The sequence below is a fragment of the Aureimonas ureilytica genome (genome assembly GCF_001475935.1).
Taxonomy (GTDB): Bacteria; Pseudomonadota; Alphaproteobacteria; order Rhizobiales; family Rhizobiaceae; genus Aureimonas; species Aureimonas ureilytica_A.
On sequence record NZ_LDQA01000065.1, the window covers coordinates 1 to 22,669 of the forward strand.

The following is a 22,669-nucleotide window of genomic DNA, read 5'->3' on the forward strand; positions in this document are numbered from 1 at the left end:
CCGGTGGCGCTTCGACGCCGTCCAAGCCTGCCGCTCCAGACTCCGGTCCCCCGACCAATGCGCCGGAGGGAACTCGCGGCAATATGCCGACGGATCAGGGCACGCTCAACGACGCAGCCCCAGCCCCCAATCCAGGCCCAGAACCGGCCCCTGCCGCGCCAGAGCCAGCGAAGCCCGAAGCTTCCGAGCCGCCCCGGCCGACAGGCGAGCAGCCTGCGCCGGCGCCTCAACGACGCGCAGCCCCGGCTTCCCAGACGCCAGACGCCCCACCTCCGCCGCCTAAACCTGAGGCCGAAACGCCGCCTCCAGCGGACGCACCGGCGGCGCAGCCATCTGCAACACCGCCACAGACGGAGCCTGTACCGCCCGCCCCTCCGCAGCCTGGGCAAGAACCGGCCGCGCCCAATGCGGACCCCGCCACACGAGCCGCTCCTGCCGCAGCGCCCACCGCGCCAACCGCCGCACCGGCAGCACCCGATGCCGCGCCGGTCGTACAGGGCACGCCGCCGGCTCCGCCTCCACCGGCGGGAAGCGACACGTCGCCCGCTGCGCCCGGCAGCGTTCCCGCTCCGCCGGTGCAGGACGGGGCGACGCCTCCTCCTGCGCCGGCCAATCCAGCTGCGGCGCAACTTGCGCCCCCGGCGGCCGAGGCTCCCCAGCCCGTTCCCGTCGAAGTTCAGACCGCGCCGGTCCCTCAAGGCGGCGTTAGTCAGAGCGATGCCCGCGTGCAGCAGTTGCAACAGCCGATCGCCGTACCGCCTGTGCGACAAGCCGAAGGGCAACCCATTCAGGCTCCGCCTGCGCTTGCGCTCCCGCCCAATGTTCAGGTCGTGGAGCGGGTCGGGAACCGCGACATCCTGTCCTTGGTCGGCGCAGGCGTCGCCGGCGCGGCGGCGGGCGGTCTGGCAGCCTATTTCATCCGCTCGGACGACAATCCGCGCCTGACGCAAGGGTCGCAGGACGTTCGGTTCGAGCAGTTGCCGCGTGGCTTGACGCGTCAGACGATCCGGCGGCCGAACGGTGTCGAGGTCGTCACGATCGAAAACGAATATGGCGACATCGTCCAGCGGTCTCGGATCATGCCGGACGGCCGGGAAGTCGTTCTCTTCTACGACCCCTATGCCGAGGACGACACGCGGCGGAACGACTATGCCGACGTGGGCGCGGATCTTCCGCCTCTGCGCCTGACCATTCCTGAGGATCGTTATGTCGTGGACGTGTCCCGACCCGACGAGGATCTCTACTATCAAACCATCGTCGCGCCGCCGGTGGAGACGGTGGAACGTATCTATTCCGTCGATGAGGTGCGACGCTCAGCCCGCATTCGCGACAAGGTTCGGCGGATCGATCTCAACACGATCAATTTCGGCTTCGGTTCGGCGACGATCGAGCAGGCCCAAGCTCGCAACCTGCAAGCTCTGGCCGACGCCGTGAAACGCGTCATCGATGAGAATCCGGGCGAGGTCTTCCTTTTGGAAGGTCACACGGACGCGGTCGGCAGCAATGTCGCCAATCTGGCCCTGTCGGATCGGCGTGCGGAAGCGGTGGCCAGCGCTCTCACCGAGTATTTCGAAGTGCCGGCCGAAAACCTGGTGACGCAGGGCTATGGCGAGGAAAATCTCAAAGTGAACACGCAGGAGCCGAACCGCGAGAACCGCCGCGTGACGCTGCGGCGCATCACGTCGCTGGTCAAGCCGGTTGAGACCAGCAACCGCTGACGCGGGATGAACGCAGATGATGGGGCCGGGCCGCAGATGCGCCCGGCCCCGTTCTTTTTGGACGATCGTTAGGGGGAAGGAGGCGTCTCCTCCTGCGCCTCTTCGGCGGCGAGGAAGTTGGCAAGGGGATGCAGGCTCTCGATATAGCCCGCCACGATCTTGACGCAGACCATAAGCGGCACCGCCAGAAACATACCGACCACACCCCAAATCCAGCCCCAGAAGGCGACGGACAGAAAGACCGCGGCCGCGTTCATGCGCAGCCGCCGCCCGACCAGAATAGGTGTAATGAACTGCCCCTCGATCGAGGTGATCAGGAGATAAACCAGAGGCGGCACGAGCGCATAGGCGTCGCTCCCGAACTCGGTGAGCCCCACCAGCCCGACAAGACCAATCCCTGCGATGGCGCCGAGATAGGGAATGAAGTTCAGAACGAAAGCCAGCGCGCCGAACACCGCCGGCATGGGAAGCCCAACCAGCGCCATGGCTGAGCCGATCGCCAAGCCTAGGCAGAGATTGATGAGGGTAATGGCGAAGAGATAGCGCGACAATTCGGTTTCGATATCGGACGCGATCGAGAGCGCCCGCTTCTTGTCCGAAAGGCTCGGCAGAGCCTCGACCGTCTTGCGGTAGAACAGGCTTCCCGAGGACAGAAGGAAAAACAGAAAGATCAGCGCGAAGGCGATGCTGGCCCCGATGCGCGGGATTACCGCCGCCATGTTTCCCAGAAGGCTCGGGCCGCTGATGACAACATCCTCGGGCGGCTCCGCGCCCGTATCCTTACCCGCAGCCTGATGCACCTCGCGCTTGGCGTCGCGAACCACGGCAAAGCGCTCCCGAAGAACCGAAATCTCTTCGTTCGCCGCCTCGATGTAACGAGGCGCGTTTTGCGCGATCTCTGAGATAGGGCCGCTGAAGGCATAGAAGGACGAAAGGATGACGAGCAGCGTGCCGAAGACAAGGACCGCCGCCGTCACAGGCTCCCAGAACCCCAGACGCCGTTTGGCAACGCGCACGATCGGGCTCAGCACCAGCATGAAAAGAAGCGCGAAGACGACGGGCAGAATAAAGTCGCGGGAAAGATAAAGCGCGCCGAAAAACAGGATCAGGAAGATTCCGATCACCGCCCAACGCGGGCCGATCTGGATCGTCTGCGTGTTGATCAGGCCGATATTGGGCGAGACGATTCGTGTCGCCTCTCGCTTCGGCCTGTCTCCGTCGTCCGTCATGGCGGCATGTCCTTGTTTGAAGGAAAATGCCGCCCTCTCCCGCCCGTTCCCTAAGGAATGGTAGCGATCCGAGGCTGCCAGCCGAGCCCGTCCCAGCCGGCAGACCGAACCGATCTTAGTGCAGGATCTGGCTCAGGAAGAGCTTGGTGCGCTCGTGCTGCGGGTTGTTGAAGAAGGCGTTCGGCTCGTTCTGCTCCACGATCTGCCCGGCGTCCATGAAGATTACGCGGTTGGCGACCTGACGCGCGAAACCCATTTCATGCGTGACGCAGATCATGGTCATGCCTTCTTCGGCGAGACCCACCATCGTATCCAGCACTTCCTTAACCATTTCAGGGTCGAGCGCGGAGGTCGGCTCGTCGAATAGCATCACTTTCGGCCGCATGCAGAGCGCGCGCGCGATAGCCACGCGCTGCTGCTGGCCGCCCGACAACTGGCCGGGATATTTGTTGGCCTGCTCGGGAATGCGCACCCGCGTCAGGTAGTGCATCGCGATCTCCTCGGCCTTCTTCTTCGGCATCTTGCGCACCCAGATTGGGGCCAAGGTGCAGTTCTCGAGGATGGTCAGGTGCGGGAAGAGATTGAAGTGCTGGAACACCATTCCGACCTCCTGGCGCACGAGGTCGATCTTCTTCAGATCGTTCGTGAGCTCGACGCCGTCCACGACGATCGTTCCCTTCTGGTGCTCTTCCAGCCGGTTGATGCAGCGGATCATGGTGGATTTGCCCGAGCCCGATGGCCCACAGACCACAATGCGCTCGCCGCGCTGAACCTTCAGGTTCACGTCGCGCAGCACATGGAACTCGCCATACCACTTGTTGACCTGGGTGAGTTCGATGGCGACCGGGCCGAGTTGGCCGGCGGGAACGATGGTGGATTCGGCAGCGGAGGATGTCATGGCGTATCGTCCAGAAATGGGGTGCTGACAGAGATCGGCCCGAACCGATCAGCGGCAAGAGGAAAGGCTGAGCGGGCTCAGCGCTTGTGTCCCCTCGAAAGGCGGCGCTCCATAAAGATGGAATAGCGCGACATGCCGAAGCAGAAGATCCAGAAGGAGAAGGCCGCAAAGACAAGGCCCGTGGCCGGAGTGGTCGGCGTGATCCATGCGGGATCGTTGAAACCGCGCCGGACAGCGCCCAGAAGATCCGCAAGGCCGATGATCGACACCAGACTCGTGTCCTTGAACAGACCGATGAACGTGTTGACGATCCCGGGAATCACGAGCGTCAGGGCCTGAGGCAGGATGATCATGCGCATTTTCTGCCAATAGGTCAGCGCCATCGCATCGGCGCCCTCATACTGGCCTTTGGGGATGGCCTGCAGCCCGCCGCGAATGACCTCGGCCATATAGGCGGCCGCGAACAGCGAGACGCCGACCAGCACACGAAGAAGCTGGTTCAAGCTAACGCCGCTCGGCAGAAGCAGAGGCAGCATGAAGGTCGCCATGAACAAAACGGTGATCAGGGGAACACCGCGCCAGAACTCGATGAAGACGACCGAAAGCAGGCGAACCGCCGGCATACTCGACTGACGGCCGAGCGCCAGAAGGATGCCGAGGGGGAAGGACAAGGCGATGCCGGTCAGAGCGACCACCAGCGTCACGAGCAGACCGCCCCAGAGATTGGTCGGCACGGGTGCCAAACCGAAATCCGTCGTCAGGGTGGCCACGAAGAACAGCGCCGCCAGCGTGGGATAGACCAAGCGCAAAGCGCCGGACTTCTCTTCCAGGGTGGCAAGAGCGGTCACGAAGGACAGAGTGATCGCCAACAGCGATGCGACAAGCGCGACGAAAGACAGCGTGTCGAAGCGGAAGGTCAAAACGCTGAAGCGATCGAAGTTCAGATAGGGTGCCGCCAAAGCGGCCAAAAGGCCGAAGACCGTCAGTCCGACAGCAGCTTTCATCAAGCCATAGGAACCGGCGCGACTGCTGATCCCGACGCAAAGGAACAGCGTGACCGCCGCGGCCAACGCAAAGGCAAGCGCGATCGAAGAACCCGTCATGGCGAAACGTCCGCCGGTCAGGAGAACGATCGTCACCAGCGGAAACACGAAGAACATCAAGGACGCGTTCAGCCGCTTGAAGGGCGCGCGCGGGATCGCCAGGGGAACCAGGAGCACCACGAGCAAAGCGAAGACGAGAACCACCCGCCACCGCTCTTCGACAGGATAAAGCCCGAAAATGAACTGCTGGAAGCGTGCTCCGATGAAGGCCCAGCAAGCCCCGACCGAGTCACCCAAACATGCGCTTCGATTTTCGCCGGTGAAGACCGCGTTGGCGATGCCCCATTGATAGAGGCCGACGGCGATATATCCGATCAACAAGGCCGACAGCAGGGACAGGACGGCGTCCAAAGGCGTCGCAAAGAAGCTTTTCCGAATTCGTCCGGTCCAACCGCCTTCAGCGGATGGCGGTGGAAGAGGCTGTAGATAGCTTCCGGCAACGAAGCGTGAGACTTGTTCTTCCATGGTCTCGTCCTCAGCGCTCGATCAGTTTCATGCGGCGGTTGAACAGATTCATGATTATCGAAACCGTCACGCTGATGCCCAGATAAACCGCCATCCAGATGACCACGACCTCAATCGACTGCCCGGATTGATTCAGCACCGTCGAGCCGACCGCGACGAGATCAGGATAGCCGATCGCCAGTCCGAGCGACGAGTTCTTGATCAGGTTGAGATATTGGGAGGTGAGCGGCGGGATGATGACGCGGAAGGCCTGGGGGACGATGACGAGGCGCAGCCCCTGCCCTCGACGCAGACCGAGAGCCGCTGCCGCCTCCGTCTGACCTTTGGACACCGACAGGATGCCCGCGCGCACAATTTCAGCGATGAACGCGCCCGTGTAGACCGACAGGGCCAGGAAGATCGACAGGAACTCGGGTCTGATCTGGAACCCGCCCGTCAGATTGAACGTCCCGCGTTGCGGAATTTGGAGCGTTGCAGGGAGGCCCGCCGCAACGAACACGCCGATCGGCAAGACGATGATAAGGGCCAGCGCGGGCAGCAAGAGCCCGGGCCGTTCGCCGGTGCGCAATTGCCGCGCCTTGAAGGCCGAGGACAACGCGATCGTGGCGACAATGCCGACGATGAACGCCGCAAAGGTGAGCCAGGCCTCGGGGCCGAACTGAACGCTGGGCGTCTGGAGACCACGGTTGGAAATGTAACTGTCGAACGGCAGTTCGATGGCTTGTCGCGGCTGCGGCAGCACGGCTAGAACGCCGAAATACCAGAACAGGATCACCAGAAGCGGCGGGATGTTGCGGAAGGTTTCGACGTATACGGTCGATATGCCGCGCACGAGCGCGTTATGGGACAGGCGGCCGATGCCGATGAGAAAACCGAGGATCGTCGCGAAGACAATGCCTGTGCCGGCCACGATCAGCGTGTTGGTCAGGCCGACAAGAATGGCCCGCCCATAGGTGGCATTGTTGGTGTAGGGGATCGGCACCTGCGAGATGTCGAAGCCGGATCGCGTGCTGAGGAAGCCGAAGCCCGATGCGATATTGGCGTTCTGCAGATTCTGCGCGGTGTTGCCGACGATCCACCAGACGAAGACACTGAGGCCCAGGATCAGGGCGACCTGGATGACGATGCTGCGCACCTTCGGATTGGTGAATATCGAATCGCGAGAGCGACTGGCTGGCATCGTTCCGGTATCGACCGTCATGGGCGTCCCTGTACTGGGAGATAAGGTAGCGTCGCCGGCTAGAAGCCGGCGACGGGATTCATCAGACAAGCCCGATCAGCGCACCGGCGGAGCGTATTGGAGGCCGCCCTTTGTCCACAGAGCGTTCTGGCCACGCGCGATTTTCAGCTGCGAGTCCTGACCGACATTACGCTCGAAAATCTCGCCGTAATTGCCGACCGCCTTGACGATGCGAACGACGAAGTCGTTGGTCAGACCGGCATCCGCGCCGAACGTGCCTTCGACGCCGAGGAGACGACGAATCTCAGGATTGGTCGAGTTCTTCATTTCCTCGACATTGGCCTGATTGACGCCGAGCTCTTCGGCGTCGAGCAGCGCGAAGTGCGTCCACTTCACGACATTGAACCACTGGCTGTCGCCTTGGCGAACGGCAGGACCGAGGGGCTCCTTGGAGATGATTTCCGGCAGAACCACGTTATCGTCCGGGCTGCCCAGTTCCAGGCGGGACGCGTAGAGGCCCGACTGATCGGTGGTCAGGACGTCGCAGCGGCCGCTCTCATAGGCAGCGTTCACGTCCGACTGCGCCTCGATGACGACCGGATTGTACTGCATGTTATGGGCGGCGAAGTAGTCCGCCAGATTCAGTTCCGTCGTGGTTCCGCTTTGCACGCAGACCGTGGCGCCGGACAACTGCAACGCGGAATTCACGCCGAGCGACTTGCGGACCATGAAGCCCTGGCCATCGTAGAAGTTGACGCCCGCGAAGGTCAGCCCCAGTGCCGTATCGCGGCTCATCGTCCAGGTCGTGTTGCGAGCGAGAACGTCGATCTCGCTATTCTGCAAGGCCGGGAAGCGTTGAACGGCCGAGAGCGGCGAGTAAACGACCTTGCTCGCATCGCCAAAAATCGCAGCCGCAATGGCCTTGCAGTAGTCGACGTCCAGACCGGCCCATTCACCCTTGTCGTTCTGGTAGCCGAAGCCCGGCAGGCCGGTGTTCACGCCGCAACGAACGGTCCCGCGCGCCTTGGTGTCGTCCAAGGTTCCAGCGGAAGCGCCAGTCGCAGCAACTCCAACGGCGGACAGGCAGAGCGCGGCGGCTAGAAGCTTCAGTTTCATCCCAATACCTTTTTGCATTCGGGTGGAGGATCGTTCACCGCTTGCTGATCCCAACAAGGGCAATTCGAAACGTTGCGAGCGTCAGGTTCATGCCATAAAACTGCGCAGGTCAAGCAGGTGACAAATTTTCTCCCAAGATTTTGTCCTGGCTCGAACCGACCCTGTTTAAATCTCTCTCAGGATGCCCGTAGCGTGAGCAGCCCAACTGACAATAAGCACCAGTTCAGAGCATCGACCCGGCTCATCCACGCGGGCTATGATCCTCACGAATACCATGGCTTCGTCAATCCGCCCGTGGTCCATGCCTCTACAGTTCTATTTCCTGACGCCGCGACAATGCGTCGGCGCGATCACAGCTATCTCTACGGGCTGCGGGGAACGCCGACGACAGATGCGCTCGAGGCCGCGCTGGACGATCTCGAAGGCTCAGCGGGCACGATCCTGGTTCCTTCGGGCCTCGCCGCGATCAGCATTCCTCTGCTCGCCTTTCTGTCTCACGGCGATCATTGTCTGGTGATTGACAGCGTCTATGGTCCGACCCGCCATTTCTGCGATACGCTGCTGACGCGAATGGGGGTTGAGGTCGAATATTTCGATCCCGCGATCGGTGCGGGTCTGAAAGACTTGATGCGCGACACGACCCGCGTCGTCTTCCTGGAAGCGCCGGGATCCAACACCTTCGAAATGATCGACATCCGTGTGATGGCCGACATCGCAAGAGCCGGCAATGCCGTGTCGATGATCGACAACACCTGGGCGACGCCGCTCTTCCTTCGCCCGTTGGACTTCGGAGTCGATCTATCGATCCATGCCTTGACCAAATATCCGGGCGGGCATTCCGACATCATGCTGGGCAGCGTTTCGGCGACGGCCGCAACCTATACCAGGCTGCGTGAGGCGCAGATGCAGATCGGCATCAACGCAGCGCCCGACGATGCTTATCTTGCCATTCGCGGTTTGAAGACCATGGAGGTCCGCTTGCGCGCCCACGAGCGGGCGGCGCTTCGTCTGGCGCATTGGCTGGAGGGACATAGCGGCGTCGCTCGGGTCCTTCACCCCGCCCTTCCCTCCTTCCCCGGTCACGGCCTCTGGAAGCGGCAGTTCAAAGGCGCGAGCGGTTTATTTTCCTTCGTTCTCGATGGAGGAGGAAATCGCGAAGCCGACGCCTTCCTAGACGCGCTGCGCATCTTTGGCCTCGGCTATTCCTGGGGCGGGTTCGAGAGCCTCGCTTTGCAGGTGGATCTGTCGGACCGGCTTTTCGCGAAGGCCCCAACGGAGGGACCCGTCATCCGGCTCCAGGTCGGGCTGGAAAACGTCGACGACCTCCAGGAAGACCTCGAAGCCGGCTTCGCGGCCATCTCGGCGATCGGCTGAAAGCGATCAGGGCGCAATCCAACGTCGGATTGCGCCGCGTTCGGAATAGAGAAACTCAGCTCGACTCTGCCGCCCGTCCTGAAGCTGCAACCATTCCAAGCGTCGTATGACGCAGCGGACCAGAACGAAATTCTGCTCCGCCATGTCGTGGTCCGCCACGATCTCGGGCCGGGCGGCGTCGGGATGATCGATCGGCAAACCAGCGGCAACAGGACCTCGATAGGCGTTTCGCGCATCGTCGCTCAGTCCGCGAAAGGCTTCCGCGCCCTCCTTGATCGACGTTCGCCAAAGGGATGCTTCGCCTTCCGCGCGCAGCTGAACACGATCGTCCTCGTCCCACACCAAAAGGCTGACTCGCGTATCCGCCGCGATGTCTCCAACCTTGGACGATCTTGCATCCGTATGAAATGAGAGCCGTCTTTGGGTAGACGCGACGTCTCGCAGGACCACCATCCTTGCACGAGGCGCTCCTTCCACCCCAATCGTCGAGACCGTCAGCAGCCTGAACGGATGACGGCGATCCAGAACCGCTTCTTCCCATCGCTGCCAGATCGAGGCCTCCAGCTTTTCGAGCTCGCCTTCGACTCTCATCTTGATCCATTCCTCGAATTGAAAAATCGACCTTTCGGTCTTCGCCTTGATCTTGCACCATCCATGCTCTATCTCGCGCGCCTTCGGACGAAAGGAGCTCCACGATGCACGACGCACGATCCACCATGACTCGAAACGACATCGTAAGACGGGAAGGCGAAGACGCCAAAGCTAGGCACCGCACCCGTAAGGACAACCCATACCGGCCGGGCAGCGCCGACTGGCGCGCTTGGACCGAAGGCTTCGGCGACGCTTTCTGATCGAGTTGCGCCACGACAAAGCTCCCGCTCCGTGGCGCGACACCCTCGGCTATCCGGCGCATGGAGGATCGACCCTGCGGTCTACAGGGCTTCTGAAGGTCGGATCGATAAAAACCACCGCCTCAGGTGGCAGCGCGATATCTCCAAACGCTGTTCGGGCGTCTGATGCTAAGCGGGACTTTGACGTCAGAGGCTGATCGCCGTACTTCGGCCAACAAATTTGAAAGAAGAGTGGCGACCCCGGCAGGATTCGAACCTGCGACCATCGGCTTAGAAGGCCGGTGCTCTATCCACTGAGCTACGGGGCCCGGTGAGCGCCGCGTCGGCGGCGCTCCGATGGTTCAGTGCGTCCAGGGCGCAATGCGATCGTAGCGAAAATTGTCGGAATAGGACACTTTCGGACGAACCGATACGTGCTCTTCCTCGACGCGATACGCGATACCGTAGCGATCGGCATAGGCAATCGCCTGTTCCTTCGTTTCGAAGGACAAACGGACCTGCGACAGCATATCGGACGAGGATGTATAGCCCATCAGAGGCTCAACGACCTTCGGTGCGGCGGGCTCGTATTGGAGCAGCCATTCCTTGGTCTTCGCCTTGCCGGACTGCATCGCCGTACGTGCAGGACGATAGATCCGGGCCACCATGAAAACGATCTCCAACCTCTTGAGCCAACCAGTCCTTTCAAGACATGGTCGGAGCGGCAGGATTCGAACCTGCGACCCTCTGGTCCCAAACCAGATGCGCTACCAGACTGCGCTACGCTCCGAACGGCCCCAAACGACTGGAACGATCTGGGGTATGCCCTGCGGATGAGCCCGGGTCAAGAGACGCCCGCGCCTCATTCCAGCTTTCCAAAAGCTGCGTGAACGATCAGTTTCGGGACGGGATTACGGCGTGTTCCAGCATGTCGCCGCGTGTCGCTCCATAACGGGCCGCCGCGCCCCCATTGATCTCGAGCACATAGCGAACCGGGCCGCCCGAAGAGATCAGGTCCAAGGACAAGGGCTGGGCATTGGCGCCGATCCGCACGATCCGTCCCGTCTCGTCCAGAAACAGCATGTCGAGCGGAATCAGCGTATTCTTCATCCACATATCGACATCGCGCGTCTGACCGAAATCGAAGAGCATCCCCGTATCATGAGGCAGCGACTCGCGGTTCATGAGGCCGACTTCGCGCTGACCTGGGGTATCGGCCACTTCGACCTCGATCGGAAAGCGCCCTTTCGAAGTCACCAGTGTTGCGGTTGACCCCGAGGATTGCGTGGTGACAGCCAGGACGCCCGCAATGGCCAGTGCCGCCAATCCCAGGGCCGCGACTGTCGATTTGGTCCGTAGAATCATGTTTCTTCACCGCCGTGTTCGTCAGCAGTCGGCCCAAGAGGTTGGATTTCGGCTGCCATCAAGCCTTTCGAGCCGAGACCGAATCGGACAAGCACCGACTGGCCGGGTCGTAGCTCCGTCATGCCATAACGGCGCAGCGTTTCCATATGGACGAAAATGTCCTCGGTGCCCTCGCCTCGTGAGAGGAAGCCGTAGCCTTTGGTCCGATTGAACCATTTGACGCTCGCCAGCTCCAGATCACTCGACGGATCGACTTGAACATGGGTTCGCATCGGGGCGCCCGCTGAGCCGGACGAAACGGCCGTCGACGCATCCATGGACACAACGCGCGAAGCCTGAAGCCCACGTCCGCCTTTCTGAACCTCACAGACAATGGTCGCGCCCTCGAGAACGGTGGAATAACCATCCCTCCGCAGGCAGGTTACATGGAGAAGGATATCCGCCGATCCGTCATCGGGCACGACGAACCCGAACCCTTTCGCGACATCGAACCATTTGATGCGACCGGATACGACCTGCGCCGGCTCCGCCAGTTCCGCGTGACCGTCAGTCGTTTCGGTGGGGCAAGAACAGGCGTGCCCCGTCATATGGGCCATCGCTTCGCTTGCCGATACACAACACGCATTTCCACCCCTGTCCAAACCGCATGCGACACGCTGGTCTCACATCGATTCGCCGCCAATCGTCCTTCGACACCGCCTCTTTTGATGAGAATAGATAATCAAGTGCTTTTGGAAATCCTTTTGGTCGAATTTTAACGATTTTCCCGACAGGCGATCCCCTTACGTCACAGTCGCAGCTAACGGATGCTCTGCGAAATAAACTGTCCGAAATTGGCGGGAGACCGGAACAATTCCGCCGAACCCTTTTCGGCATCGTTTCGGGCACCAGATAGCGCGAACACATTACGACGGGGGAATCCTTGCGCTATCTCCACACTATGGTTCGGATCACCGACATCGATCGCTCTCTCGATTTCTACTGCCGCCATATGGGCATGGTGGAAATCAGGCGATCGGAAAGCGAAGCGGGTCGATTCACACTGATTTTTCTCGCAGCGGCGGACGACGTCGAAACAGGTCGCGCTCAGAGCGCCCCGCTTCTGGAACTGACCTATAATTGGGACCCGGAAACCTATAGCGGCGGCCGGAATTTCGGCCATCTCGCCTATGAGGTCGACGACATCTACGAAACGTGCCAGCGCTTGATGGACGCCGGAATCACCATCAATCGTCCGCCGCGCGACGGGCGCATGGCCTTTGTGAAGTCGCCCGACAATATATCGTTCGAACTTCTCCAGAAAGGTTCGAGCAAGCCGCCGCAGGAACCTTGGGCGAGCATGGAGAACACAGGTTCCTGGTGAGGCGCCGAGTAGTGGCACCCGGCTTCATTCGGTGTTAATGTTTCGCCATGTCAGGAGCTGCGCCGAACAGGCGGGCGCATGGGAACTTGAGACGCTCGCAAGGCCGGTCGCGCCGATCCTCGGATCGGCGCTCTTCTTTAAGACGCCGGTTCTGCGACGCATCAAAGGGTGGACGAGCGATTGACGACCAAGAGTTACTGGCGACAAGCGCGTTGCGTTTGGATTGTCGCGGGCCTCGCGAGTGCCTCGTCCCTGGTGACGGGGTGTGTGTCCGCTGTCGATGAAACATCGGCCTTCGGATTCTCTCATACCCCGAAGGCGAACGAACCCAAGGACATCGCATCGATCATCCAATCGGATGGAAAGGCGACGCCCGACGTCAACAGCCCTCCTGAGGTGGCAGCGCCCAGTCCGGTGGAACCGGCCAAAAAGCAGGCGGAGACGCTCCGAAAGGTGGCGTCGGGCGATATCGCCAAATCGATCGCAGCCCCCGCCCCTGCGGATCGTCAGGCGCCAATGCAGGTAGCGACCGCCGATCGGCCGGCAGACGCCAAATCGCGCAGCCTGCTGACGCCGCTCTCGGCACCGGTCGTTACCGCCTTCTCGCAGCCGCGCAGCGGCGGGCCGGAAGCCGATCATTCTCTTTACGCATCTCTCTATACGCAATCCGAGGCCAAGGTCCCCTTGCGCAACGCCGATCGCACCAAGAGCAAGCGGGTCATCATTCATCAGGCGGGAAGCGACGACAAGCAGAGCCCGGCCGACAATGGGCTTCCCGGCGTCAACCCCAAGTCCCTCTTCGAAATCGGCCAGCGCGCGTCGGTGGATTCGGAACTGATCGACGATCTCGGAGACAGCTATCAGCTGGCCTCGCTCAGCGGCATCGCACGCCTCGCGCCGAGTGGCCTTCTGATCCAGCGTGAAGACGTCGTGACGAATTGCTTCGACTCCAATCTGATGTCGCTGATCTCGCAGATCGAGACGCGCTTTCATCAGAAGGTGGTCATTACGTCAGGCTTCCGTTCACCGTCGCATAATCGCCGCGTCAACGGCGCGAAGGCATCGTTGCATATGCAATGCAAGGCCGCCGACCTTCATGTGCCGGGCGTCAATGGACAGGAAGTGGCTCGCTTCGTGCGCGCGCTGCCCGTGCGCGGCGGCGTCGGGACCTATTGCCATACGGCCTCCATCCATATCGATGTCGGCCCGCGCCGGGACTGGAATTGGCCGTGCCGAGGCATGCGCCGAACCGGGTGATTTTCACTCGCAAGGGGGCTTGCGAATCTGCGGCCTTCCTTGCATAGGAACACTTGTCCGCGCCCGTCGTCTATCGGTTAGGACGCCACCCTTTCACGGTGGAGAGAGGGGTTCGATTCCCCTCGGGCGTACCACATTCTTCGCATATCAAGCCGTTCAAGCGTGTTTCCGAGTTTGGCTCGGTCTCGTTATGAGCGTTGTTTTTCGAGCGGTGGGGCGTCTTCGAATTGCAATGATGGCTTGCGATAATACGCGACTCACCTTATAGAGACCCTCGTCCGCGCCCGTCGTCTATCGGTTAGGACGCCACCCTTTCACGGTGGAGAGAGGGGTTCGATTCCCCTCGGGCGTACCACTCTTCTGTCGGTCTCAGGCCATTCAAGCGTACTTCCGAGTTTGGCTCGGGCTCCTTCTGAGTGCCGCTTTCCGAGCGGCGGTGCGTCTTTGAAGTGCAATAATGGCTTGCCATAACACGCGACTCACCTTATAGACGCCCTTGTCCGCGCCCGTCGTCTATCGGTTAGGACGCCACCCTTTCACGGTGGAGAGAGGGGTTCGATTCCCCTCGGGCGTACCACAAGCCTCCGTAACATGATCTATCTTGTGTCTTGCGGCGTTCGCCCGACTAAGCACGCAATGGGTTCGCTCGCTTTGGGCTGAGCGAGGATCGTTGGTCGATCAGGCTCCGAACCTGTGTCACTCCGACGGGATAGCCATATCTACGACCCGCATCGTCACTTTCTCACGCCCGCCATAGCGGTCCATGGACAGCGTCCCAGCCACATGGATCGCCCTGTCTCGTGACGCCATCAGCGCCTCACCGAGGGGCGTCCCTTCGACCCGGAAGGCGATGGCGGACGCCTGCGCACCATCGGCAGCCTTCAATGTCATCCGAATGTGACCACCTGTCCCGACATAGGACGCCTGGATCAGGCGATGTCGCGGCAAGGCGAAAATGGGCGCGGCATGACCGGCGCCATAAGGGCCTGCCTTCTCCACCAGCGAATAGGTCTCGGACGACAGCGCCGAGGCGGACATGGCCGCGTCGATCTCAATGACATCGCCTGCCATCAGGTCCGGAACGACCTTGCCGGCCTGTTCCTCCGCCAAAGCGCGGAAGTCCCCCAGACGCGCGCGCTCGATCGTCAAACCGGCGGCCATCGCATGTCCGCCCCCTTTCACGAGAATTCCTGTCTCGACCGCGCGCCGCACGAAGCGCCCGAGATCGAAACCGGGGATCGAGCGCCCTGATCCCGTTCCACGGCCGGTCGCGTCGAAGGAAATGGCGAAAGCCGGGCGCGAGAAGCGCTCTTTGAGACGCGCTGCCAGAAGCCCGACAATCCCCGGATGCCAATTCGCGCGGGCGGCGATCAGGACCGAGGGCCCCTCACCCGTCCCAATTTCCGTTCGGATCTCGGCCTCGGCTTCGTCCAGCATCACGCGTTCCATGGCCTGACGCTCGGCGTTCAGGAGGTTGAGCTGCTCGGCAAGCGCCCGCGCCTCCAGATCGTCCGACGTTACGAGAAGCCTTGTGCCCAAATGGGCTTCGCCGATGCGACCGCCCGCGTTGATGCGCGGGCCGAGAAGGAAGCCGAGATGGAACGTGTCGATCGGACCGGACAGGCGCGCGATTTCAGCGAGAGCCTTGATGCCCGGTTTGCGGAGATGGCGCATGGTGGCCAGCCCGCGCACCACCAGGGCCCGGTTGAATCCTTGCAGCGGGACGACGTCGCAGACCGTCGCCAGGGCAACGAGATCGAGATCGTCCATGAGGGGCGGCAGGCTGGACGGATCATAGCCGCGACGGCGAAGTTCGCGCGATACGGCCGCGAGCGTGACGAACACCACGCCCGCCGCGCAAAGATGCCCCTGCTGCGAAAGATCGTCCTGCCGGTTCGGATTGACGATGGCATGGGCGGGCGGAAGCAGGCCGCCCGTCTGATGATGGTCGAGAACGATGAGATCGACCCGCCGCGCGGCGACGGCCTCCAGCGCCTCGAAACTGCCCGTACCGCAGTCGACCGTTACGATCAGCCGCGCGCCACCGTCCATCAGATCCCGCATGGCATTGGGATTCGGCCCGTAGCCCTCCGTCAGACGGTCGGGAATGCGCACGATGGGGTCGAGGCCGAAATGCTGGAGATAACGAGCCAGCAAGGCCGATGAAGCCGCGCCGTCCACGTCGTAGTCGCCGAAGATCGCGACCTTCTCTCGGCGGGCGATCGCGTCGGCCAGACGCGCAGCCGCCTTGTCCATATCCGTCAGGCTGGACGGGTCCGGCATGAGGTCGCGGATGGTGGGCTCCAGAAAGCGCGCCGCCTCGTCCGGTCCGACGCGCCGAGCTGCCAGAACGCGAGCCACCATGTCGGGAATCGCGTGAAGCTGCGCGATCCGCGAAGCGGACGCCTCATCCCGAAGGTTCAATGCGTGGACCCAGCGTCGGCGGGACGCCGACTGCTCGACTTGGAGAAACGTTCTGTGCTCGGCGGTCATGTCAGCCTATATGGGCGTGACGCGGCCATGATGGTCCCGCCATCGCTTTTTGCGAGCAGAAGCCATTAGCTTTGCGTCAAAGCCCGAATTTCTCGAACTCGTAATGGCGCGCGCGAATATCGCGGATCGTGCGGGTCTGCATCCGCATCACCAGCGTATGCGTTTCGATCCGCCCCTGGTGGAAGCGAACGCCGTCCAAGAGATTACCGTCGGTCACACCCGTTGCGGCAAACACGACGTCGCCCCGCACCATATCGGCCAGCCGATAGATGCGGTCGGGATCGCCGAGACCGAGCTTCTCGGCTCGGGTGCGCTTTTCGCCGGTGTTGAGTTGCAAACGACCTTCCATCTGGCCACCCATACAGGCCAAAGCCGCTGCCGCGAGAACACCCTCCGGTGCGCCGCCAATCCCCATATAGATGTCGATGCCGGTCTCTGCGGGACTCGTGGTTTGGATCACGCCCGCAATGTCCCCGTCGCCGATCAGCCGGATAGCCGCGCCGGTTTCGCGGATCGACTCGATCAGCTTCGCGTGGCGCGGGCGATCGAGAATGCAGGCCGTGATCTGACCGACCGACACGCCTTTTGCGGCGGCCAGCGCGTTGAGATTGTCCGCCGGACTGCGGTCCAAACTGACAATGCCATCGGGAAAGCCCGGACCGACCGCGATCTTCTCCATATAGACATCGGGCGCGTGCATCAGGCTTCCCTGCCGCGCAATGGCGAGGATCGTCAGAGCGCCGGGCAGACTTTTGGCGCAAAGCGTCGTGCCCTCGAGCGGGTCGAGCGCCACGTCGGCCGAGAAGCCGCCGGCGCCGATCTGTTCGCCGATATAAAGCGAGGGCACTTGATCCTTCTCACCCTCGCCCACCACGATCGTGCCTTGGATGGCCAGCGCCGCCAATTCGCGCTTCATGGCATCGACGGCCGCGCGGTCAGCGGCGCGCTCGTCGCCGCGCCCGCGAAGCGTCGCGGCGGCCACGGCGGCACGCTCGGTCACACGCGCGATCTCGATCGACAGAACGCGGTCGAGCGACTGCAAGTCTTCGTCCACTCGCTCCGACATCGCTTCCATCCTCCGGCTCGAGAGCCATGGCCCCGATATGTCGGCGTTCCGTTGCCGACATATCAAAGGCGCTCCTGCCTTTTATTCTTAGTCCAAAGCCTCGATACGAACCATGCGGGGCTCGCTCTTGAGGTGACCATCCTTCGAGACGGCATCGAGCGCCTTGCGAACCGCCGCTTCCGTCGTCTCATGGGTGATCAAGATGACAGGCGCGGCGTCTCGCTCGCCCGCACCGTCTCGCTTGCGCTGGACGATGGATTCCAGAGAAATCTCGTTCTCCGCCATACGGCGCGCGATCGAGGCAAAAGCGCCGACACGATCGAGAACGCTGAGGCGGATGTAATAGCCGCCCTCATGCGCGCGCATCCGGGCCCGCTTGTAGGGCGCAAGACTTGCAGGCTCCAGACCGAAGGCAGGCATGGAAACGCCCCGCGCGGCGTCCAGAACATCCGAAAGAACGGCCGAGGCCGTCGCACTGCCGCCCGCCCCCGGCCCGACCAGGAGGATCGAGCCGAGAAGATCGGTGTCTACGGCCACAGCGTTCGTCACGCCATCGACCTGAGCCAAGGCCGAATACGCCGGGATCATGGTCGGATGAACACGCTGCTCGATGCCCGATTCCGTGCGCTGGGCGACGGCCAGAAGTTTGATGCGATAGCCGAGATCGGCCGCCGCCTCGATATCTTCGGTCGTCACCGCTGCAATGCCCTCGATGAAGATCGAATCGAGGTCGATCTCGCAGCCGAAGGCGAGCGAGGTCAGAAGCGCCAATTTGTGGGCCGCGTCGAAACCGCCGATGTCGAAGGTCGGGTCGGCCTCGGCATAGCCCAGACGCTGCGCATCCTTCAGGCAGTCGTCGAAGGCGATGCCCTCGCGCTCCATGCGCGTCAGCATGTAATTGCAAGTGCCGTTCAGAATGCCATAGACGCGGCTGACCTTGTTGCCACGCAGGCCCTCGCGCATCGTCTTGATGATGGGGATGCCGCCAGCGGCGGCCGCCTCGAAGAAGATCGTCGTTCCCTTGCGCTGCGCCAGCTTGGCGAGTTGCACACCATGATGGGCGAGCAACGCCTTGTTGGCGGTGACGACCGGAAGGCCACGGTTCAACGCGGCTTTCACGCTGTCGAAGGCCGCCCCTTCGGCTCCACCCACGAGTTCCACGAACAGGTCGATCTCAGCATGAGACGCCAGAGCGACCGGATCGTCGAACCACTGGACCCCGGACAGATCGACGCCACGATCCTTCGAGCGATCCCGCGCGGTGACCGCGACGAGTTCGATCGGGCGCCCGGCGCGCAATGCATAGGCATCCTTGTTCGAGGCGATCAGCCGGGCGAGCGAGGCGCCGACCGTACCGAGCCCGGCAATGCCGAGCCGCATCGGGCGATCCATGATATGTCCTTGGGTCAAAGCTCTGCGAATGGGTTGCTGCCGCCGTCGCGCGTTACGCGCCGGCTGCGGCCTTTTGGCCCTGATCCTGCTCCGTTGCAAGGAAGCGTCGCAGGTTGCGGGCCGCTTGGCGAATGCGATGCTCGTTCTCGACCAGAGCGATGCGGACGAAATCGTCGCCATATTCGCCGAAGCCGACACCTGGAGCGACCGCAACATCGGCCTTCTCGATCAGCATTTTCGAAAATTCCACCGACCCCATATGCCGGTAGGCTTCGGGGATCTGCGCCCAGGCGAACATGGTCGAGGACGGCGGCGGAACATGGAAGCCGGCGCGACCGAAGGATTCGACCAGAACGTTGCGGCGATGGCGATAAACCGAGCGCACCTCTTCGATGGCCGCATCGCCGGCGTTCAACGCGGCCGTAGCGGCCACCTGGATCGGCGTGAAGGCGCCATAGTCGAGATAGGACTTCACGCGCGCCAGAGCCGCGATCAGGCGCTCGTTGCCCACGGCAAACCCTACGCGCCAGCCGGGCATGGAGAACGTCTTGGACATGGAGGTAAATTCGACCGTCACATCCATCGCGCCGGGCACTTCGAGGACGGAGGGCGGCGGCGCGCCGTCGAAGAAGATTTCGGCATAGGCGAGATCGGAGAGAATGATGATCTCATGCTCTTTGGCGAATTTTACGACCTCTGCGTAGAAGTCCAGCGTCGCCTCGTAGGCCGTTGGGTTCGACGGATAGTTCAGGATGATAGCGATGGGCTTGGGGATCGAATGACGCACTGCGCGGTCGATCGCCCGCAGGAAGTCCTCGTCAGGGCGTGCCGGAATTGAGCGGATCGTTCCGCCCGTCATCAGGAAGCCGAAAGCGTGGATCGGATAGGTCGGGTTCGGGCAGAGCACGACATCGCCAGGCGCGGTGATCGCCTGCGCCATATTGGCGAAGCCCTCCTTGGAGCCCAGCGTCGCGACGATCTGCGTGTCGGGATTGAGCTTCACATTGAAGCGGCGCGCATAATAGGCGGCCTGGGCGCGGCGCAGGCCGGCAATGCCCTTGGAGGCGGAATAGCGATGCGTGCGCGGATCGCGAATCGCCTCGCAGAGCTTGTCGACCACGAAGGACGGCGTCGGCAGGTCCGGGTTGCCCATGCCGAGATCGATGATATCGACACCGCGCGCGCGAGCGGCCGCTTTCTTCTTGTTGACCTCCTCGAAGACATAGGGAGGGAGGCGGCGGACTTTGTGGAATTCTTCGGTCATGGGATTTGCTTTCGAATCGGTACGGACGATCGGACGCGCTGGGCCATGGGAAGGCGCGCGTCACTGTTCACTCGCTTTGAGCGTCCGCTGAAGCCGGGCACATCGACCTTGGGTTCGGTCGGCGGCGCTCTACTGCGCCCGGCTGCTGGCGGCGTCCGCCGCCGATCCGGTGGTCGCGGCTCGAAGCCGCGCTTCGGCTTCGCTCTGCTGCTGCGCCGCGATCTGGCTGAGTTCGCCGACACGGCGCTGATACGCGGCGTCGTTGGGCGGCGTGGCGCGCGCGGCGACATTCGCAAAACGGTCGCGCGTCGCCTGTACCTCTTCGTTCGAAACCTGCGGCGCCGCCGCCTTGGGGAATGCGCCGATTAATGGATAGCCATTTTCATCGAGCCGCTGGGCCGACGGGCCGGAGGCTGGCGCAGCGCCTAGACGCGGAAGAATCGTGGGCGTGTCGTCGCGCGGCAAAAGCGGCTGGCAGGCCGAGAGAGGCGCGCCGATAAGGGCGAGCGTCGCCGCCATTCTCAACCGTAGCATTGCCATACACCGCTTCCCGCTCCACACCGCGTTCTCTTTACCTAAACCACGCGCCCTTGGGAATGGTGCCGTTCCATCGCGTGTCTTGCTGCAATGCCGCGACGAAAACCGGAGCGGAAACGCTGGCAATCGCTGAAACGATCACCAAAACATGCTTATCTCCGACCGACGAGGAGACTTCATGAACGACCAACGCTCCGCCCCCTTCCAAGCCGGGATCGATAGTTTCCAAGGCTATGCCGTGCGCGACCCCGAGGCCTTCGCGCGCAACGCGGCGCGGATGCTCGAGCATCTCGGCAAGGCGGCGGCCGCGTGGGTAGAGCCGCGCGAGCGGGGCGAAGTGCGCGATGGTCCGATCAGCTACACGGACGTCGTCTCGACTCTGTCGGAGGTCGGAGACTATTGGCTGAGCGACCACCAACGCGCGTTTCAGGCCCAGGCCAAGCTGATGTCCGGTTTCATGGGCATCTGGGCCAATTCCATCGCTCGCGCGGCGGGCCAGCCGGTTGCCCCGCCCGTGCCGGACAAACGCTTTGCCGACGAAGATTGGCAGCGCCATCCACTCTTCGCCTTCCTGCGGGAGAGTTATGGTGTCGTCAGCGAATGGGCCAACGGCTTGGCGCAGGACGCCGAAGGGGTGGATCCCCACACCAGGCACAAAGCGATCTTCTACACTCGGGCCATCGTGAACGCGCTGTCGCCCGCCAATTTTCTCGCCACCAACCCCGAGCTTTATCGGGAGACCATGGCCGAAAACGGCGAGAATCTCGTTCGCGGGATGCGCATGTTCGCCGAGGATATGGCGCGGGGTGAAGGCTTCCTGAAGCTGCGCCAATCCTGCGAGAACAGTTTCAAAGTCGGAGAGAACGTCGCGACCACGCCGGGCAAGGTGATCGCGGAAAACGAACTTTGCCAGATCATCCAATATTCGCCGTCCACCGAGACGGTGTTCAAACGGCCGATCCTGATCGCGCCGCCTTGGATCAATCGCTTCTACATTCTCGATCTCAACGCGGAGAAATCTCTGATCCGCTGGATGGTCGAGCAGGGCCATACCGTGTTCGTCATCTCCTGGGTGAACCCGGACGCGCGGCACGCGGACAAGGACTGGCAGAACTACATAGAGGAAGGTCTGGTCTTCGGCCTCGACACCGTTCAGCAGGTGACGGGCGAGAGCGAGGTGAACGCCGTCGGTTATTGCGTGGGTGGCACGCTTCTGGGCGCGGCGCTGCCCTATCTCAAAGCGCGCGGCGACGAGCGCATCCGCTCCGCGACCTTTCTGACGACCCAGATCGACTTTCGCCATTCGGGTGACCTCAAGGTCTTCGTGGACGAGCAGCAACTGGCCGAGCTCGAAAAGACCATGGAGCGCGGCTATCTCGAAGGTACGCGCATGGCGGCGACCTTCAATCTCCTGCGCTCGGGCGAGCTGATCTGGCCTTATGTGGTCAGCAATTATCTGAAGGGGAAGGAGCCTGCGCCCTTCGACCTTCTTTTCTGGAATGCCGACGCCACGCGCATGGCCAAGGCCAACCACCTCTTCTATCTGCGTGCCTGCTATTTCGAGAATCGGCTGGCTCGCAAGGAGATGGAGATCGGCGGCGTTCGTCTCGACCTCTCGACCATAGATCTGCCGGTCTACCATCTCGCGACCAAAGAGGATCACATCGCGCCCGCGATCAGCGTCTATGAAGGAAGCCTCGCCTTCGGCGCGCCGTCCACCTATGTGGTCGCCGCGTCCGGCCACATCGCCGGCGTCGTCAATCCGCCATCCAAACAGAAGTACCGTTTCTGGACCGGGGCCGCGCCGTCGCGGGACGTGAGCTTTCAGGATTGGTGGAACACGACCGAAGAAACGCCCGGCTCTTGGTGGCCGCATTGGCAGGTCTGGATCGAGCCGATGGCCGGAGAGCGTGTGCCGGCGCGCGAGCCGGGCGGCGGCGTTCTCACACCGATCGAAGACGCGCCGGGGCGCTACGTCAAAGGTTGAACGAACCGATCCGGTTCCGCTCTGCCCGCCCA

General features: G+C 62.3%; 19 protein-coding genes and 5 tRNA genes. 8 read left to right on the forward strand and 16 right to left on the reverse strand.

What is annotated here, in order from left to right; all coding sequences use genetic code 11:
• Window positions 1–725: 725 nt before the first annotated feature.
• A complete protein-coding gene (locus NS365_RS20175; protein WP_082684743.1) occupies window positions 726–1,718 on the forward strand; it encodes an OmpA family protein in 993 nt (330 codons plus the stop codon).
• A 68-nt stretch (window positions 1,719–1,786) separates the two neighbouring features.
• Here NS365_RS20175 and NS365_RS20180 read toward each other — a convergent pair whose 3' ends face one another.
• The 5 genes from NS365_RS20180 to NS365_RS20200 form a co-directional block, all read right to left on the reverse strand.
• Complete coding sequence (locus tag NS365_RS20180; RefSeq protein WP_058602100.1) at window positions 1,787–2,947, reverse strand: AI-2E family transporter; 1,161 nt, start codon at window positions 2,945–2,947, stop codon at window positions 1,787–1,789.
• 115 nt (window positions 2,948–3,062) lie between these two features.
• Window positions 3,063–3,845, reverse strand: a complete 783-nt coding sequence (locus tag NS365_RS20185) for an amino acid ABC transporter ATP-binding protein (RefSeq protein WP_058602101.1) — start codon at window positions 3,843–3,845, stop codon at window positions 3,063–3,065.
• A 77-nt stretch (window positions 3,846–3,922) separates the two neighbouring features.
• A complete protein-coding gene (locus NS365_RS20190) occupies window positions 3,923–5,413 on the reverse strand; it encodes an amino acid ABC transporter permease (RefSeq protein ID WP_058602102.1) in 1,491 nt (496 codons plus the stop codon).
• A gap of 10 nt (window positions 5,414–5,423) precedes the next feature.
• Window positions 5,424–6,614, reverse strand: a complete 1,191-nt coding sequence (locus NS365_RS20195) for an amino acid ABC transporter permease (protein ID WP_058602103.1) — start codon at window positions 6,612–6,614, stop codon at window positions 5,424–5,426.
• Between the two features lie 75 nt (window positions 6,615–6,689).
• Entirely contained in the window at window positions 6,690–7,709 is a 1,020-nt protein-coding gene (locus NS365_RS20200; protein WP_058602104.1) for an amino acid ABC transporter substrate-binding protein, read from the reverse strand.
• Between the two features lie 192 nt (window positions 7,710–7,901).
• Between NS365_RS20200 and metC the strand changes: the two genes are divergently transcribed.
• On the forward strand, window positions 7,902–9,083 hold the full coding sequence (metC, locus tag NS365_RS20205) for a cystathionine beta-lyase (protein WP_058602105.1): 1,182 nt from the start codon (window positions 7,902–7,904) through the stop codon (window positions 9,081–9,083).
• 6 nt (window positions 9,084–9,089) lie between these two features.
• Here metC and NS365_RS20210 read toward each other — a convergent pair whose 3' ends face one another.
• From NS365_RS20210 to NS365_RS20235, 6 genes are all read right to left on the reverse strand, one after another.
• Complete coding sequence (locus NS365_RS20210) at window positions 9,090–9,791, reverse strand: pyridoxamine 5'-phosphate oxidase family protein (protein WP_058602106.1); 702 nt, start codon at window positions 9,789–9,791, stop codon at window positions 9,090–9,092.
• Between the two features lie 375 nt (window positions 9,792–10,166).
• A tRNA-Arg gene (locus NS365_RS20215) sits at window positions 10,167–10,242 on the reverse strand.
• A 33-nt stretch (window positions 10,243–10,275) separates the two neighbouring features.
• The gene (locus tag NS365_RS20220; protein ID WP_058602124.1) at window positions 10,276–10,581 is read right to left on the reverse strand and encodes an ETC complex I subunit; all 306 of its coding nucleotides are present in this window, start codon (window positions 10,579–10,581) and stop codon (window positions 10,276–10,278) included.
• 45 nt (window positions 10,582–10,626) lie between these two features.
• A tRNA-Pro gene (locus NS365_RS20225) sits at window positions 10,627–10,703 on the reverse strand.
• Between the two features lie 104 nt (window positions 10,704–10,807).
• Window positions 10,808–11,278 (reverse strand): DUF192 domain-containing protein, encoded by a 471-nt coding sequence (locus tag NS365_RS20230; RefSeq protein ID WP_058602107.1) that lies wholly within the window; start codon window positions 11,276–11,278, stop codon window positions 10,808–10,810.
• On the reverse strand, window positions 11,275–11,874 hold the full coding sequence (locus NS365_RS20235; RefSeq protein WP_082684744.1) for a cold-shock protein: 600 nt from the start codon (window positions 11,872–11,874) through the stop codon (window positions 11,275–11,277). The genes NS365_RS20230 and NS365_RS20235 overlap by 4 nt, the downstream gene beginning before the upstream one ends.
• 326 nt (window positions 11,875–12,200) lie before the next feature.
• On the opposite strand from NS365_RS20235, the gene NS365_RS20240 reads away from it, so the two are divergent.
• The 5 genes from NS365_RS20240 to NS365_RS20260 all read left to right on the forward strand — a co-directional run bounded on the left by NS365_RS20240 (window position 12,201) and on the right by NS365_RS20260 (window position 14,475).
• Window positions 12,201–12,641 carry a VOC family protein gene (locus NS365_RS20240; RefSeq protein ID WP_058602108.1) on the forward strand — a complete coding sequence of 147 codons (441 nt, stop codon included), beginning with the start codon at window positions 12,201–12,203 and terminating at the stop codon, window positions 12,639–12,641.
• A gap of 168 nt (window positions 12,642–12,809) precedes the next feature.
• Window positions 12,810–13,898, forward strand: coding sequence for a YcbK family protein (locus NS365_RS20245; protein ID WP_206612156.1), 1,089 nt, complete (start codon window positions 12,810–12,812; stop codon window positions 13,896–13,898).
• A 59-nt stretch (window positions 13,899–13,957) separates the two neighbouring features.
• Window positions 13,958–14,032: transfer RNA gene (locus NS365_RS20250), tRNA-Glu, on the forward strand.
• Window positions 14,033–14,178: 146 nt separating this feature from the next.
• Window positions 14,179–14,253: transfer RNA gene (locus NS365_RS20255), tRNA-Glu, on the forward strand.
• Window positions 14,254–14,400: 147 nt separating this feature from the next.
• A tRNA-Glu gene (locus NS365_RS20260) sits at window positions 14,401–14,475 on the forward strand.
• Window positions 14,476–14,594: 119 nt separating this feature from the next.
• Here the strand turns inward: NS365_RS20260 and recJ are convergent.
• The 5 genes from recJ to NS365_RS20285 all read right to left on the reverse strand — a co-directional run bounded on the left by recJ (window position 14,595) and on the right by NS365_RS20285 (window position 20,653).
• Window positions 14,595–16,391 (reverse strand): single-stranded-DNA-specific exonuclease RecJ, encoded by a 1,797-nt coding sequence (gene recJ, locus NS365_RS20265; RefSeq protein ID WP_058602110.1) that lies wholly within the window; start codon window positions 16,389–16,391, stop codon window positions 14,595–14,597.
• A 76-nt stretch (window positions 16,392–16,467) separates the two neighbouring features.
• Window positions 16,468–17,457, reverse strand: a complete 990-nt coding sequence (gene glpX / locus NS365_RS20270) for a class II fructose-bisphosphatase (protein WP_058602126.1) — start codon at window positions 17,455–17,457, stop codon at window positions 16,468–16,470.
• Window positions 17,458–17,544: 87 nt separating this feature from the next.
• On the reverse strand, window positions 17,545–18,849 hold the full coding sequence (locus tag NS365_RS20275; protein ID WP_058602111.1) for a homoserine dehydrogenase: 1,305 nt from the start codon (window positions 18,847–18,849) through the stop codon (window positions 17,545–17,547).
• A 52-nt stretch (window positions 18,850–18,901) separates the two neighbouring features.
• On the reverse strand, window positions 18,902–20,113 hold the full coding sequence (locus NS365_RS20280; RefSeq protein WP_058602112.1) for an LL-diaminopimelate aminotransferase: 1,212 nt from the start codon (window positions 20,111–20,113) through the stop codon (window positions 18,902–18,904).
• A 129-nt stretch (window positions 20,114–20,242) separates the two neighbouring features.
• On the reverse strand, window positions 20,243–20,653 hold the full coding sequence (locus NS365_RS20285; protein WP_153003878.1) for a hypothetical protein: 411 nt from the start codon (window positions 20,651–20,653) through the stop codon (window positions 20,243–20,245).
• A gap of 175 nt (window positions 20,654–20,828) precedes the next feature.
• Between NS365_RS20285 and phaC the strand changes: the two genes are divergently transcribed.
• Window positions 20,829–22,637 carry a class I poly(R)-hydroxyalkanoic acid synthase gene (gene phaC / locus NS365_RS20290; RefSeq protein ID WP_058602114.1) on the forward strand — a complete coding sequence of 603 codons (1,809 nt, stop codon included), beginning with the start codon at window positions 20,829–20,831 and terminating at the stop codon, window positions 22,635–22,637.
• Window positions 22,638–22,669: the final 32 nt, after the last annotated feature.